This window comes from Pseudomonas sp. MF4836, from assembly GCF_002018875.1.
Lineage (GTDB): Bacteria > Pseudomonadota > Gammaproteobacteria > Pseudomonadales > Pseudomonadaceae > Aquipseudomonas.
The window spans coordinates 13,345-27,925 of record NZ_MVOL01000001.1 but is presented as its reverse complement, the minus strand read 5'-3'; the positions used below and the strand labels follow the sequence as shown (position 1 = coordinate 27,925).

Sequence of the window (14,581 nt, the reverse complement as noted above, 5' to 3'; positions counted from 1 at the left end):
GTTCACCCCAAGTGCGATTCGCGCCCGGAAGCTCGCATAGTTACTTGCAAGATCGGTGGACGCTTAATAACCCCCTGGGGCTGCATTGACACCCCCCCCTCTCCCCGTATGATGGCTACTGGCCAATTACAGGGAAGTATCCGGGTATGACCGGTAAGTTTTCAGCCGAAATTGAAGCGTTCATCAGAACGTATGTAAAGGACATTGAGAATGGGGGGGCCGCTGTGTTTGCCGGCGCGGGCCTTTCTAAAAGCTGCGGTTTCGTCAACTGGAGCGAGCTGCTCAGTGAAATCGCTGAAGAACTGGGTCTTAAGGTTGAGCTGGAGCACGACCTGATTTCGGTTGCGCAATACCATGTCAACCAGAAAAACAGCTCGAACGGCCTGGCCCGAAAAATCCTTGAAGAATTCTCGGAGCAGGCAGAACCCTCCGAAGCTCACGACATCATCTCCCGACTTCCGATCAGAACGTATTGGACGACCAACTACGACACTCTGATAGAAGATAGCCTCAAGCAGAACTACCGCGTCGCGGATATCAAACGCAAAACAGACGACCTAGTTACCTCTCGCCCCAAGCGTGACGCCGTCGTTTACAAAATGCACGGTGACGTGTCGTCGCCAGGTGCTGCCATTCTCTATAAGTCTCAATACGAGAAATACCACAAGAGCCACGAAGCCTTTGTAACAACCCTGAGTGGGGATCTGATTTCTAAGACATTCCTGTTCATAGGCTTCAGTTTCACGGACCCCAACCTGGATTACGTGCTCAGTAGACTGCACGTGCCGGACGATTATCGGCGAACCCACTACTGCTTCCTTCGCAAGGAGCCTGCTGAGCTGCAAGGGAAGGAGGACGAAGAGTCCGCGAAGTATCGGCGGCGCCGACAGGAGCACCATGTTCGCGACCTGCTGCGGTTTGGCATTCAGGCACTTCTGATCGACGATTACAATGAAATACCAGTGATTTTGAAGGAGATCGAGAGCCGCTTCCTCAAGAAGACCATCTTCATTTCCGGTAGCGCCGAAGAGTACGGTGCCTGGGACAAGCAGGATGCCCTGAATTTCGTGCACTCCCTTTCTGCATCCTTGGTGAAAGGGGGTTACAGAGTCGTCAATGGATTTGGCTGGGGAATCGGGAGCGCGGTCATCAACGGTGCTCTCGATGCCATTTATTCCAAACCAGAAAAGTACTCAGAGGATCAACTCATCATGCGGCCGTTCCCACAGGTGGCCTCGAATGGCAAAGACCTGCCCGATCTGTGGCATGAATACAGGCACCGCATGATTGGGCTTTCAGGCATAGCCCTCTTCATTTTCGGCAACAAGGTTAAGGACGGCAGCGTCGTTAACGCCGACGGCGTACATAAGGAATTCGAAATTGCTCAGGAGAAAGGCGTCGTAGCACTGCCCATTGGAACTTCCGGTTACATGGCGAAGGCTCTGGCAGACGAGATGCTTGCGGATCCAGTTAACCACTTCTGCGATTATCCCTGGCTTGAAGCGGAGGTGGCGCAACTCGCGGACCCCGCAGCTAATCGGGCCAAAATCGAACGGCAAATTCTGTCCATCATTAAGAAACTTGGGGGTTAGTGATGAAACGCAAGGTTTTCTATAGCTTTCACTTCGACAACGATGTGATGCGAGTGCAGCAGATCCGCCGAATGGGTGCGCTGGAAGGCGATGAGCCCGTCAGCCCTAACACGTGGGAACAGATCAAACGCACTGAGCAAGGCGTGAAAAACTGGATCGACCAGAACCTGAACGGAAAATCTTGCTTAGTGGTGCTGATCGGCAGCCAGACCGCCAACCGTCCATGGGTCCAGTACGAAATCAAGCGAGCCTGGGAGCTGGGCAAGGCAGTGGTGGGTGTTCATATCCACCGCCTGAATTGCCCCCGCAATGGCTTCGGGACAATGGGGGCCAACCCTTTTAATCAGTTCAGCTTCAAGAACAAAAGCGGTCAGATCGTTAAGCCCTTTGTGTATGAGCCCAACTATAGCGATGCCTATGGCGATATTAGGGACAACTTGGCGAGCTGGATCGAAAACTCCATCAATCAGTAACCCATACCAGAAGTACTCAATATGGCTTTTTTTACCAAAAGCGAGGCGCGTGCCGCTGCGGCCGGCGCTCGTGGATATCGCACTGCAAAAGCTGTTCTGACCGCAACAATGGAAAACTACAAATCATACGAGCAGTTCGACATCTTCCTGTCACACTCCACCGACGATTCGGACCTTGTTCTGGGGGTAATGATTCTCCTGCAAAAGCAGGGAATGCGCGTCTATGTGGACTGGGTTGTCGATCGGCAACTGGACCGCAGCTCGGTGGACAAGGAGACAGCTGCCATCCTCCGAGACCGCATGAAGCACTCAAGCTCCATGATGTATATCGCCACTGAAAACGCTTCAAACTCGAAATGGATGCCCTGGGAGCTAGGGTTCTTCGACGGCCACAAGCCTGGCCGGGTCGCCATCCTTCCGCTGTTGGACTCTGAAAACCAGAGTTTCCAAGGACAAGAATATCTGGGTCTTTATCCGGTGGTCACCAAGTACTTAAAGAACCAAGTCACGAACCACTACGTCGAAGACCGCGGCAATAAGTGGAGTCATCTCGGTAGCTTTGCCCGTGGCGTACCCACGTGGAATAGCTATTGATAACCCTCTCCCCCCTTGTCTCGACATGCTTGGTCCCCCACGCTGTAGCATGACACTCACGCTTCTTCGGACCATTATCAGCCTCGCTCTAGGTTTTCCAACCGAGCCCCTGCGCATGGGATGGCTTAACATTCCCACGCGCAGGGGTTCACATTAAAAAGACGATAAACGGCTAAATGTCCACCCAGTATCACTAACGGCCAACGCCTTCCAGCACCGCTGATTGGCGCAATGGACTGCGCGCAACTCGGTTGACCCAGCCATACGCGGGCGATAGAAAGAAGCCTCAAAGCGCTGCCGTTAGCGGCTCCCTGGTAGCCAGAACCTTTAAGGCTACGCCACACCGTGGTGGTTCTCCCAAAGTGCGATTAGCGTCCGGTAGCTCGCACGGTCACAGCGATGTGATGGATGCCTACTTTTACCAGTGCGCCCACTGCGGCAACTCATCCCCTTTCATAACTGCCCTGCAGCAACCTATCCGCTTGGCCATTTCCTTGCGCCAACCTGCGCCCGTCTCTTTCTTCCGGAAAGAGACGGGCGCTCCTACCGCTGCTGCAGCCCACTTCGTACAAGGCTTTGCGGCATCCCCCTCGTGACAATCGGCGTGACAAACACCGAAGTCACCCGCAACAGCGATGTAGATGATGGTGCCGCAGCACACGGAACGGACTGCACCTGACTGACAGTCAGGTATGCCCCTGTCATCGCTCCACTGCCTTCACCGACTCAGGATCTCGCGGCATTGGTCTCGTCAGCCAGCGCAGTCTCCACCCGCCCACGTCTTCGGAAGTGTTCAGGAGGCCAGATCATGAGATGCCCAAGCTCCCGGTCGTAAGGAGTCGTAAGTCCCGCGTTAGTGGACAACCCTCACAGGTCGCAGGGGCGTTGATCCCTGATAACACTCAACTTTTTTGGCGGGACGAGGTGAGGAATAGGCATCAGTACGTGACCATAGCTAATGCTGGAGCCTACATGAGCATGAAAACGCATCCTATCGATGCATACAGGGTCGGCTTGATCCCGCAGAGACGGGGAATTGAACAACAGCGACATAGCTACCTGATGCTACGTCGGACCTACTCACTGATCTGAAAACGGTCTATGCTGGCAAAATGACCGCACTGCATCAGGGAGTAGAGGCATGGCCAAACAAAAAAACGTATTCATCAGTCACGTACACAAAGACGATCATGGATTGCAGAAACTGAAGGATCTTTTGGCTCCAAAAGGTCTAGATATCCGAGACTCATCTATTCATACCGGAAAATTCAACAATGCGACCGATCCGCATTACATTAAAACCCAAATACTTGCCCCTGCAATAAATTGGGCAGGTGTATTTATTTGTTATGTTTCCCCACAAACAAAAGATAGTGACTGGGTAAACTGGGAAATTGAATATGCTGCCAAACAAGGAAAAAGAGTTATTGGCGTGTGGGAACACGGAGAAAAAGAGTGCGATCTTCCCTCAGCTCTCAAAGAATACGCCGATGCATTAGTAGGTTGGAACGGCGACTCAATAATAGATGCCATTAACGGAAAGGATACGTGGGAAAAGCCAGACGGAAGTGACTGCGAGCCAGTTGAACTTAATAGGCACCCCTGCTGATGGCACGTATCCACTCATATGTTGTACGTTATGATAGCGGATTTGCGCCCAATCCCCACTATGGATTTTGTACTTTAGCTACCTGCAAGCCAACCATTCGTAAAAGTGCACACATTGGTGACTGGGTTGTTGGTAGTGGGAGTAACGACAGAAAAGTCAGAAGAGGCGGACATCTGGTTTACGCCATGAAAATCACTGAAGCGATTTCTTTCGATGAATACGCGTCAGACCTCCGTTTTGACAATAAAAAGCCATTCCGTAATGGGAGCAGAAAGCAGAGTTGCGGCGACAACATTTACTTTCGAGGCAACCCTGAATCGGACTGGAATCAACGAGACTCTTTTCACTCAAAAGAAGATGGTGCACTTAAACCTGAACATGTTAAAAGGGACACCGGAACAAATCGCGTACTAATTAGCAGCGATTTCGTCTATTTTGGCGGAGAAGGGCCGGAGTTTCCCGTACACCTTGTGGATCGACGAGGACGCCGTTTGTGCAAAAGTGGGATTGGATCGACTACTTTCAATGACCCACAACTTTTCGAAAGCTTGGAAACATGGGTGCGCAGCCTTGATTTAACAGGGTATCAAGGAGCGCCTTTTGAATGGATCTCACTCAGGAAGTGACGCCTCATGCAAAAAGAAGGTTCTCTCTTACTTTCCGAATATGCCACGGAAATTGCCCTTACTGACGTGCTCGATCTAAAAGATGTCAACCCAATACTACAAGGTCTATATGGTGAAGTCGGTGGAATCATGTCCACTGCAAAAAAACACATTCGAGAGCAGTCCGCCTACCCCGGCTTTAAAAAAGCAGCAGAAGAAGAATTTGGAGATACACTTTGGTATTTAGCAGCGCTTTGTAAACGCTTGGAACTTCCACTTAGCGATATATTTTCCGACGCAGTCAAGTGTGAAAACTTTCAAACCGTGGGCGTAGCAAGTGATGTTATTGACGGTGCTTTCGCGTATGTAGCAATGCCAATTGCTTCAAGAGATTCTGCAGATGTTTCACTGGTACGCCTCGGTCGTTCTGCGGCGTCATTGTTGGGAAGTGTGCCCTCGCGAGAAAATGTTGTAAATTTCGCAAAAGACTATCTTGATGCCCTTCACGCTGCCAAGCTAGTATTTTCAGAGGTTGCTAGGGCAAACCTACGCAAAGCTCGCGGAGCATTTCTAGATCCAAACCCTGCAGACTTAATCGACTTTGATTCAAATTTTTCGTTTGACGAGCAACTTCCGCGCGACTTTAAAATCCGTATTAATCAACGTGAAAGCAGCAGAAGCTATCTCCAATGGAATGGAGTTTTCATCGGAGATCCTTTGACAGACAATATATCCGACCACGATGGATACCGCTTTCATGATGTATTTCATCTTGCATACGCAGCCATTCTCCATTGGTCGCCAGTAGTCCGCTCATTGATAAAACATAAGCGAAAAAGTAACCCTGAGTACGACGAGGAGCAAGATAGCGGACGAGCAATCGTTGTTGAAGAAGGTTTGACTGCCTGGATCTTTTCAAGAGCCAAAGAACTAAACTTCTTTGAAAACCAAGATAAAATCTCACTTGGAATGTTGAAAATCATTGGGGAATTTGTAAGCGGTTACGAAGTAGAACGTTGCCCTTTAAAACTTTGGGAAAAGGCGATATTAGAAGGGTACAGCGTCTTCCGCCAAGTGAAAGCGGCTCAAGGAGGCTGGATCATTGGTGATCGCTCACTGCGTACCATACGATATGAACCACTAGAGTAGAACATATGAAGCTACACCCTTTTGTTGAAACAATCGTTAAATTGCACCTAGAAAATTGCTTCAACCCGTATTCAGATCGCTGCGAAATACATGACAGTATAGAAGCCCCCAGCCTTCGTGCCCAAATGCTATCCAAAATAATATACAGCGCAACAAGCCGCCCTATCGATGCCATATGGATCGGACGGGATCTTGGTTATCGCGGCGGCCGCCGTACAGGTCTAGCATTGACTGATGACGCGCACATTGAAAACCATGCCAAACGGTTCAATCTATTCGCCGAAAGACCTACCATTGGGAACGCTGTCACGGAACGGACAGCTGCAGTTATTTGGAACATGTTAGACCAAGTAGATGCACAAATATTTCTCTGGAATGTTTTTCCTCTTCATCCGCACGCAGCGGGCGAACAGTTTACAAATCGACAGCACAATACTCTAGAAAGAAAAATCGGTGAGGAGTTACTAAAAGAGCTAATTCGCCTGCTGAATCCGTCACGCATTGTAGCTATAGGAAACGATGCTGCCGCTTCTGCAAGCCGAATTACAAATTCCATACCGGTATTGTGCGTAAGACACCCAAGCTATGGCGGGCAGAACATATTTATTGCACAAGTTTCCGAGATCTATGGATGCTCTCCACGCCAGAAAACACTTTTATAGATCCTGGCAGGTCGGTTGTATCCACACATGCCAAGGGCTGGAAGTTGATTATATTGGAGTGATCATTGGACCGGATCTATTCGTGCGTGATGGGCAGGTGGTGACGTCGCCGCATGAGCGAGATAAGCACGAAAAATCTATTCGTGGCTCGAAGAAGTTGATGAAGGAGCAACCTGCTCTGGCGCAGCAAGAGACAGACCTGATCATCAAAAACACGTATCGAACATTGATGACTCGTGGGATGAAGGGCTGCTACTTATACTGTACCGATCAGGAGACCGCGAATACTTTAAGAGTCGACTTGCCGGGTACAGCAACGACTGATGGCCCCACGGGTTGGATGTCACTATTCGGGTTCAGCCTCACGAAAAACCGTAGGCCGAACCACGAAAAAAGCCTGTCAAATGCCGTGCAAAAACCACAAAAAAGTGGGGGAACAAATGGGGGATCAGAGCGCTTTCCAAAACACCTAAATCATTGTTTTTCAAAAACATAGATCAGTTAAAAGCTAACCACAAGCCGGCTTTTCCACCCAATTAAATTTCTTCCGACAGCGCCGCTGTCCAAACCCGCTTCAATGGCAACTCTGATTTGATCCCCTCATCCAGCCGGTCGTAATACATAAACAGCTGCTCCAGCAGATCGTCCTGGTTCCACAAGCGCAGGCGGAAGAAGCTCGACGCCAGCTCCTTTTGCACATTTGCGCGATAACCACCCCACGCCACGAATAGCCCCTGACCAGCATTGAACTTAGTCATTGCGCCGAGCAATTTATCGACAGTTGGTCGATCAACCAAACCTGTGCCCGACTTCACTTCAACGCAGATAGCTTGCCCACCAAAGCCCATCACGCCGTTACTGGCCAAAATATCAACGCCCCCATCGGCGCCTTCGGGGCTTTGCCAGACGCTAAAGCCTTGTGCACGCAGTATCGCCGCCACCAGGGTAGTCAGGCGGTGTCCTTTAAAACGTCGCTCGATCAGTCGAACGATGTGGTCTTTACCGGTGCGTTCTAGATCTGTTTCGGCTTCCTCAACAGCCACCTCATCCGATGCAGTAGCGGTGTCACACACCAACTGCTGCAACGTCTCGGGCTGCCAGTTGTGGCTGGCCATGGAGCGAATGCGCTCTTCTGCGTTATTGCGCTGAATGCGGCAAATGGTCATAAACGCGCCGAAGCTGTAGAGCAGGTCTTGGGAGAAGTTGGAACGAGGGATTGCTTCGCCAATCCACTCAACCGCTCGCCAATGGAAGAATGGATCAGGGCCAGCGCTGGAGAAATGATAGCCCTCGACAAGTTTGCCGATATAAACCACCGGCTGGGTTTTGAGCGGCAGTACGATCAAATCTCCAGCCTGCATACGCTGAGGGAAGGGCCAAATCTGGCTGCTCCAATTTTGCAGCGTTTTCGGCTTCGATTCTGGGTAACGAACCGACAACTCTGCCTGTACTTGTTCGCGATTTTTGAGGGTGCTCAAATCGACATTCAGCCCATCCCACGTCACATAAACGCGGCGCTCGCTAATGAACTTGTCTTCAAACTCACCTGCGGACCCCGCCCGGACTAGCCATACGGCCATGGGTGTTTCTCCCTGTTGTTATGTTCATAGCCACTCTCGAGCTGATTCTCGCAAGCGAAGCTAGCCGATACCTAAGTTCACTCCGTCACTCCGTCACTCAGATCGACGGCATGACCTTTCTAGTGCGTAGAGCTGATACCCGACGATTGGATCAAGTGCAAGGTTTGAATGGCGCTCCGCTGTCGAGCGCTAGCGATTTTGTCCCAGCAGATTGAGAGTTTTCTTGAAACTGCGCTTTCGTCAGGACATTTTTTAAGCCGTCTACCGAGCTCTCAGTGCCTCGACATTCTGAGCCTCCACACGGGACGTTACATCCCGAAACCCAAAACCCACCCTCATTCCCCACCCAACGTAAGGCGCTTCGCTTTCCATTGAGCGACTTTTCCTAGAGAATCCAAACCGCTTGCGCCTATGAAAAGCGCTGTCTAGGCTCGGTGCGTCACTGCTTATCAGTGGCCGGGTTTAGCAGCTCGACACATCACATTGGCGCATCAACGTCACCTATCGGCAGACTTTCGTCTGCACGTTATGGCGGCTGTGCGCAGGGCACCTTCGGGTGCGCCGGGTTTCCAATGTGACCGGTCTGCTAACCTGCGTTCAGCTGCCACCCATTCGTTTAGCAGCGATACCTGGCAGCTCCACTCACGTTGGAGATGCACCATGAAAAAGCTTGTTCCCGATCCGCCCCTGACCTTACCCGGGCAATTCAGAACCCCCGAACACGATCGCGACACCCAGCGTATTCGCCTGGCCCTGACCGCGAACAACGCCGAGGCATTAATCCTCAGTTCCCTGAAAAACACAGCGTCCACCCCAGTCGGGCGCGACGCCCTGTTTAATGTCCGCGCCGGCATCAGCGCTGAAGAAGCGTTGATTCATATATCGCTGCTGCTCGATAGCGCGGTACAGGTCAGCGATGAAATCACCGAACGCGCCAGCGGCGTGGAGCGCGGGTTGATTTGGTCGATGATCCATTCGGTGGAAATGGCCAGGGCGGTGGTGGATTCGTTGCTGGATGCCGGCAAGCCGGCAGAAAACCCTCAGCAGGTCTGAGGAAGGAGAAAACGGGGTAAGACGTGATTTACCCCGCTCCTACCCGATTAACCACTAAACCACTTTCAACACTCCCCCTCTAACTAACGGAAATATGGACTGATTGACGGCAACAAAAGCCCGCATCCATTGGAATAATTGCTGGTCGGCTGGCGAAGCTCAGATTGACCTTGCGACCCCAAATGATGGCACCATAGAATCATCATCGGCACCTGCCAAATCGCACCAGCGTGTGAGTATTTACCTGAGGTTGTTGTCCCCACGGAAGAAGCAGCAGGGCTGAAATCGCTCAGCAATTGCATAGGTCAAGGAGACCGACATGGCAGATATCAAGGAACAGAAGCTGCTTTACCACCTCACCGCCCTTGAAAATTTAAGCAATATTTTTCAAAGCGGCCTCAAGCCACGTGCGCAACTCCAAGGGTTCAAAGACGTAGCTGATGCTGAAATTCTTAAAAAACGACAAGCTCTGGGACTTGAAAACTACGTCCCCTTTCATTGGTTTGCCGCGAATCCATTTGACGGAAGCGTTCAGGGCAATAAACGCGACACTCAATTCGTAGTCATTTCTATTCGCCGATCCTTAGCGATTGAAAAGGATTGGAAGGTCATTCCTCGACATCCATTAGCTAACGACACCATTCAATTGCTTGACTATAAGACAGGCTTCGAAGCCATTGACTGGGATGTGATGAACCAAAGGGACTATCACGACCCTCACTGCAAAAGCGTCTGCATGGCAGAATGCCTGTCTCCCACCGTTGTTTCTGCTAATGATTTTTTCAAGATTTTTGTCTCCAACCCGGAGGTTGAAGCACTTTGCGGGGCTAAAATGCGCGAGGCTGGTGTTTCTGTACAAATTGGAGTGAATCCCGGAATGTTTCGTCGATGAATTACAGCAGTCTGAATCCAGAAAAATCTCTGATTTGGAGGATCGTCCATCGCGATAATCTGCCCTGGATTCTGGACAACGGTCTGCACTGCGCTAGCTCCGAGATGCAGGCGCCGCAGTACGTGAACATTGGCAACGTTGATCTGATCGACAAACGCCGAAACCGCCATGTGCCGATTGCTCCAGGTGGAGTGCTGGCAGATTACATACCCTTCTACTTCACCCCCTTCTCTGTGATGATGAAAAACATTCACTCCGGGTGGAGTGTCCAGCAGCGCAGCAACGACGAGATCGTAATCCTGGTCTCAAGCCTGTACCGCATCCAACAGCTAGGGTTACCGTTCGTCTTCACAAACGCACATGCCTACCCAGATTGGACAGACTATTACAGCGATCTGGCGGATCTCGGCCAGATCGACTGGACTATCCTTCAGCGACGCGACTTTAAGCGCGATCCTGATGACCCCAAAAAAATGGAGCGCTATCAAGCCGAAGCGCTGATTCACCGTAACCTACCGATTACAGGACTCCTCGGCATCATGTGCTACAGCGGTGCAATGAAGAAACGCATAGAACAAGACCTGGCTACCCGAGGTTTGGCCTTGCCTGTTCATGCACGTCCGGGATGGTATTTCCAATGATCCGTTTTACCCAAGGCAACCTTCTGGAAGCCAAGACTGAAGCTCTGGTCAACACGGTGAATACCGTGGGCGTGATGGGCAAAGGTATCGCGCTGATGTTTAAAGAGCGCTTTACCGAGAATTACCGTCTGTATTCGGCAGCCTGCAAGGCTAGCGAAGTGGAAACAGGAAAAATGCACGTCACCGCCGTCAACGAACTGGACGGCCCTCGGTGGATCGTGAACTTTCCCACCAAGCGTCACTGGCGATCACCGTCACAGATGGCATGGATCACAGAAGGTTTACATGATCTACGGCGCTTTTTGATTGATAACCATGTTAAGTCCGTGGCAGTTCCACCCTTAGGTGCGGGCAACGGTGGTTTGAAATGGCCAGAAGTTCGCGAGCAGATTGTTGAGGTCCTGAGCGATCTGGATGTCGATGTGTTGGTATTCGAGCCTTCTAATCAGTATTTGAATGTGGCCAAACGTAGCGGCGTGGAAAAGCTCACTCCTGCTCGCGCGCTCATTGCCGAGCTGGTTAGGCGCTATTGGGTGTTAGGTATGGAATGCAGCCTGCTTGAGATTCAGAAGCTGGCCTGGTTTCTTGAACGCGCCATAGAAAATCTGCCGAACACCAAAAATCCTCTGGAACTTCAGTTCGTTGCTCACAAATACGGGCCTTACGCCAACCGGCTGGAGCATCTGCTGAACAATCTGGATGGCAGCTATCTGCATTGCAATAAACGCATCAGCGATGCGGGTATCAGCGATGTGATTTGGTTTGACGAAGAGCGTAAAGCTTTTTTGCAAACCTATTTAAAAACAGAAGCCAAGGATTACGCGCTCGCCCTTGAACGCACTGCTGAGCTGATTGATGGTTTTGAATCCCCATTCGGTATGGAGTTGCTGGCGACGGTCGACTGGTTGCTGAGCCAGGACGGGGTTTCCCCGACTATTCCTGCCGTGCGTGACGCCCTGAAACATTGGGATGGCGGAGCCGGTGCGGCTGCTCGCAAGAGCAGACTGTTCGACGATCAGGCGCTTGGTATAGCACTCAAGCGCCTGACTTCCAGTAGTTTTCGTCCCGAAATGGTAGCCAGTTAGAGGCTACTCTTTTCTGCACTCCGGCTGGGGCGCAATGCGCCCCCTTCCCCCTCAAAAATGCACCTTCACCAACACACTCAACGCATTCTGGTCCGTCTTAAACCCCGGGCTGTCTTCGATCCCATATTTATCCGACCAGTAATCCCACTCCAGCCCCGCGTAAAACCGCTTGGCCTTCTGCCCCAGTGCCTTGCCCACGTCGTATTTAAGCTGCGGGTTGATGTGCAAGCTTTTGGCCACGAAGTTGGAGGTGCCTTTGGTGCCGACGTCGTTGACGTACCACTCCAGGTAGCCGTCGAAGAGGATGTCGGAGCGGCCCAGGGGAAGGGTCATGGACCAAGTGGGGTTGATTTGCCATTGGCCGGCGGCTTTGCCGGTGATGCCGTCGGGTTGGCGGTAGTAGGTATTGAGGGAGAAGCGGTCGAAGCCCGGCAGGTCGAGGTCGACGGCGGGGCCGAGGAGGTATTTGCGGTTGCGGTTTTCGCCGCGCTCATAAGTCGCGGCGATCAGCAGGTCTTTGACGATGCCGTAGCTAAGGGGCTGGCCGCTGATTTTGCCCAGGGACAGGCGTGGGGAGAATTCGCCGTAGTAGGTGTGGCCGTCGTTGCCGGAGAGGCCGTTGGACCACTTGTTGTCGACGAACAGGAATACGTCGCCCCAGGTCCAGCCGCTGGCATGTTCGAAGGTGATGGTTTGCTGGGTGTCGTCGCCAGTGCCATCGACTTTGAAGTGTTGGCCGTAGAGGTAGCTCAGGCTGTTGTCGTTCCACAGCAGGGGGCTGGCTTCGGCGCCGGCGCTGGCCAGGGCGCAGAGTGGCAGCAGGCTGCGGCGCAGGCGTGAAGGTACAGGTTTGGCGGTGCGGAGTGCGTTCATGGACGGCCCTTGATAGGTGATCGGGGGATATCACCGGCAAGGCATGCCCAGGCTGCGGACTGACCCTTGTTCTGGCCCTCAGCTTGCGCTGAGGCACGACCCTGCCGGGTGCGCGGCGTGATGCCGCCAGAGCAATGCCCTGCGCTGAGGTGTCCGGTGTCGGACCCGTTCAGTGCTGACCGCTTCTACTCGACTGGGGACTTAGCAGAGGTCGTGCCAACTGATCGAATACAATCTCAACCATTGATTCAGCACAATCTTGATCAGCAATTAACACCAAACAACCCATGGCTGCGCACCACTTTGACGCTCGCCTGCCCCAGCTCGCACCGTCGCGATTCATCCCCTCCCGCCTCACCCTACCCACCGATGGCCGAACACCCGAGCTTGAGCGGCTGCGAGCACTTGGCACAGTTCTGGCTTTGGCTCCTGGCGAGTAGAAGCGGTTAGTGCCAGCGATGGCATAGGACATTGCTCTTGCGCCCCCCGTGGGGCGTACATCCGATCGGATGCTTGAACGCGGCGCCAGCGCCCCGGGCAAGAGAGAAGTGTCAGCCGTGTGTTCACGTCGTTGCGCCCTGGCGCCCTCTCTCTTCCCACGTTCTCTCCGACCGGCCTTCGCTGGCGTGCCGCTTTGGCGCGCGGCGGTTTTCGAATCGTTGTGGAGAACACATCATGAAAACTCGCTTTGCCTTGGGTCATCCGCTTCGTTCGCTACTGGCCACCGCGCTGTTGCCCGCGGCCCTGGTGGCGCCCTCCTGGGCCCTGGCCAATGACAAGGTGGTGCTGCTCACGTCCTGGTACGCCCAGGCGGAACAGGGCGGTTTTTACCAGGCCTTGGCCGACGGTTTGTATGCAAAGGAAGGCTTGGACGTGACCATTCGCATGGGCGGGCCGCAGGTCAACGGCATGCAGTTGCTGGTGAATAAGCAGGCGGACTTTATCGTCAATTACGACCTGCAAATCCTCAAGAGTGTGGAGCAGGGCCTGCCGGTGGTGGCGGTGGCCGCGCCCTTTCAGGGTGACCCCCAGGGTTTGCTGACCCATGCCGATGTCAGCGGCCTGGACGGGTTGCAGAACAAGCAGGTGCTGGTGTCCACCTCCGGGCAGCAGACCTGGTGGCCGTGGCTCAAGGGCAAGTATCGGTTGCAGGACAGCCAGGCCCGGCCCTACACCTTCAACCTGCAACCCTTCCTGGCGGGCGCCGACACCACCCAGCAGGCCTATGCCAGCTCGGAGTTGTTCCAGGCGCTGAAGACCGGTGAGCAGGCCAAGTTCTATCTGTTCGCCGATGCCGGTTACCCGCCCTACGGCTCGACCCTGGTCACTCGCCAGGACGTGATCGAGCAACACCCCGAGCGGGTCCAGGCGTTTGTCCGGGCGTCCATGGAGGGCTGGAAGCGCTACCTGGACAACCCCAGCGCCAACCCCTTGATCAAGGCCGACAACCCGAACATGAGCGATGAGCTGCTGGCCTGGGGCTTGTCGACCCTCAAGCAATACCGCCTGGTGACCGGGGGCGATGCCGCCACCCAGGGCATCGGGGTGATGAGCGATGCGCGCTGGCAAGCCACCCGCGATTTTATGGTGGAAGCCGGCCTGCTCGGCGCCGATGCGCCTTGGCAAAAGGCCTACACCACGCGCTTCGTCCAGGACTTGAAGGTGCTGCCCGCCGCCGAACAGGCCGCCAGCCGCTGACCACGCCCTGCCAACCGCAATAGCCCCCGAAGCCAGGCCCCAGAGCCGGCTCGACGATGACCCTGAGGACACTTG

General features: G+C 53.2%; 14 protein-coding genes and 1 pseudogene. 13 read left to right on the top strand and 2 right to left on the bottom strand.

What is annotated here, in order from left to right:
* The first annotated feature begins 146 nt into the window (after positions 1-146).
* The 8 genes and pseudogenes from MF4836_RS00150 to MF4836_RS00105 form a co-directional block, all read left to right on the top strand.
* Positions 147-1,592: an SIR2 family protein gene (locus tag MF4836_RS00150; RefSeq protein WP_078468543.1), complete on the top strand. Its 1,446-nt coding sequence runs from the start codon at positions 147-149 to the stop codon at positions 1,590-1,592.
* 2 nt (positions 1,593-1,594) lie between these two features.
* On the top strand, positions 1,595-2,065 hold the full coding sequence (locus MF4836_RS00145) for a TIR domain-containing protein (protein WP_078468542.1): 471 nt from the start codon (positions 1,595-1,597) through the stop codon (positions 2,063-2,065).
* 21 nt (positions 2,066-2,086) lie between these two features.
* Positions 2,087-2,659 carry a TIR domain-containing protein gene (locus MF4836_RS00140; RefSeq protein WP_078468541.1) on the top strand — a complete coding sequence of 191 codons (573 nt, stop codon included), beginning with the start codon at positions 2,087-2,089 and terminating at the stop codon, positions 2,657-2,659.
* Between the two features lie 1,141 nt (positions 2,660-3,800).
* Positions 3,801-4,268 carry a TIR domain-containing protein gene (locus tag MF4836_RS00125; protein ID WP_078468539.1) on the top strand — a complete coding sequence of 156 codons (468 nt, stop codon included), beginning with the start codon at positions 3,801-3,803 and terminating at the stop codon, positions 4,266-4,268.
* Positions 4,268-4,894: a hypothetical protein gene (locus MF4836_RS00120; protein ID WP_078468538.1), complete on the top strand. Its 627-nt coding sequence runs from the start codon at positions 4,268-4,270 to the stop codon at positions 4,892-4,894. The genes MF4836_RS00125 and MF4836_RS00120 overlap by 1 nt, the downstream gene beginning before the upstream one ends.
* A 6-nt stretch (positions 4,895-4,900) precedes the next feature.
* Positions 4,901-6,022: a nucleoside triphosphate pyrophosphohydrolase family protein gene (locus MF4836_RS00115; RefSeq protein ID WP_078468537.1), complete on the top strand. Its 1,122-nt coding sequence runs from the start codon at positions 4,901-4,903 to the stop codon at positions 6,020-6,022.
* A 5-nt stretch (positions 6,023-6,027) separates the two neighbouring features.
* A complete protein-coding gene (locus tag MF4836_RS00110) occupies positions 6,028-6,684 on the top strand; it encodes a uracil-DNA glycosylase (RefSeq protein ID WP_078468536.1) in 657 nt (218 codons plus the stop codon).
* 7 nt (positions 6,685-6,691) lie between these two features.
* Positions 6,692-7,008 (top strand): annotated as a pseudogene (locus tag MF4836_RS00105) (DNA/RNA helicase domain-containing protein); the annotation flags it as partial.
* A gap of 212 nt (positions 7,009-7,220) precedes the next feature.
* Here MF4836_RS00105 and MF4836_RS00100 read toward each other — a convergent pair.
* A complete protein-coding gene (locus MF4836_RS00100; protein WP_078468535.1) occupies positions 7,221-8,264 on the bottom strand; it encodes a restriction endonuclease in 1,044 nt (347 codons plus the stop codon).
* Positions 8,265-8,924: 660 nt separating this feature from the next.
* On the opposite strand from MF4836_RS00100, the gene MF4836_RS00095 reads away from it, so the two are divergent.
* From MF4836_RS00095 to darG, 4 genes are all read left to right on the top strand, one after another.
* Complete coding sequence (locus tag MF4836_RS00095) at positions 8,925-9,317, top strand: DUF6124 family protein (RefSeq protein WP_078468534.1); 393 nt, start codon at positions 8,925-8,927, stop codon at positions 9,315-9,317.
* A gap of 319 nt (positions 9,318-9,636) precedes the next feature.
* Complete coding sequence (locus tag MF4836_RS00090) at positions 9,637-10,209, top strand: DarT ssDNA thymidine ADP-ribosyltransferase family protein (protein WP_078468533.1); 573 nt, start codon at positions 9,637-9,639, stop codon at positions 10,207-10,209.
* Positions 10,206-10,850 (top strand): type II toxin-antitoxin system toxin DNA ADP-ribosyl transferase DarT, encoded by a 645-nt coding sequence (darT, locus tag MF4836_RS00085; RefSeq protein ID WP_078468532.1) that lies wholly within the window; start codon positions 10,206-10,208, stop codon positions 10,848-10,850. Before MF4836_RS00090 ends, darT begins: the two co-directional genes overlap by 4 nt.
* Entirely contained in the window at positions 10,847-11,935 is a 1,089-nt protein-coding gene (darG, locus tag MF4836_RS00080) for a type II toxin-antitoxin system antitoxin DNA ADP-ribosyl glycohydrolase DarG (protein WP_078468531.1), read from the top strand. The genes darT and darG overlap by 4 nt, the downstream gene beginning before the upstream one ends.
* Before the next feature lie 51 nt (positions 11,936-11,986).
* Here the strand turns inward: darG and MF4836_RS00075 are convergent, their stop codons facing one another.
* On the bottom strand, positions 11,987-12,808 hold the full coding sequence (locus MF4836_RS00075; RefSeq protein WP_078468530.1) for an outer membrane protein OmpK: 822 nt from the start codon (positions 12,806-12,808) through the stop codon (positions 11,987-11,989).
* Positions 12,809-13,483: 675 nt separating this feature from the next.
* Here MF4836_RS00075 and MF4836_RS00070 point away from each other — a divergent pair.
* A complete protein-coding gene (locus MF4836_RS00070; protein ID WP_078468529.1) occupies positions 13,484-14,506 on the top strand; it encodes an ABC transporter substrate-binding protein in 1,023 nt (340 codons plus the stop codon).
* Positions 14,507-14,581: the final 75 nt, after the last annotated feature.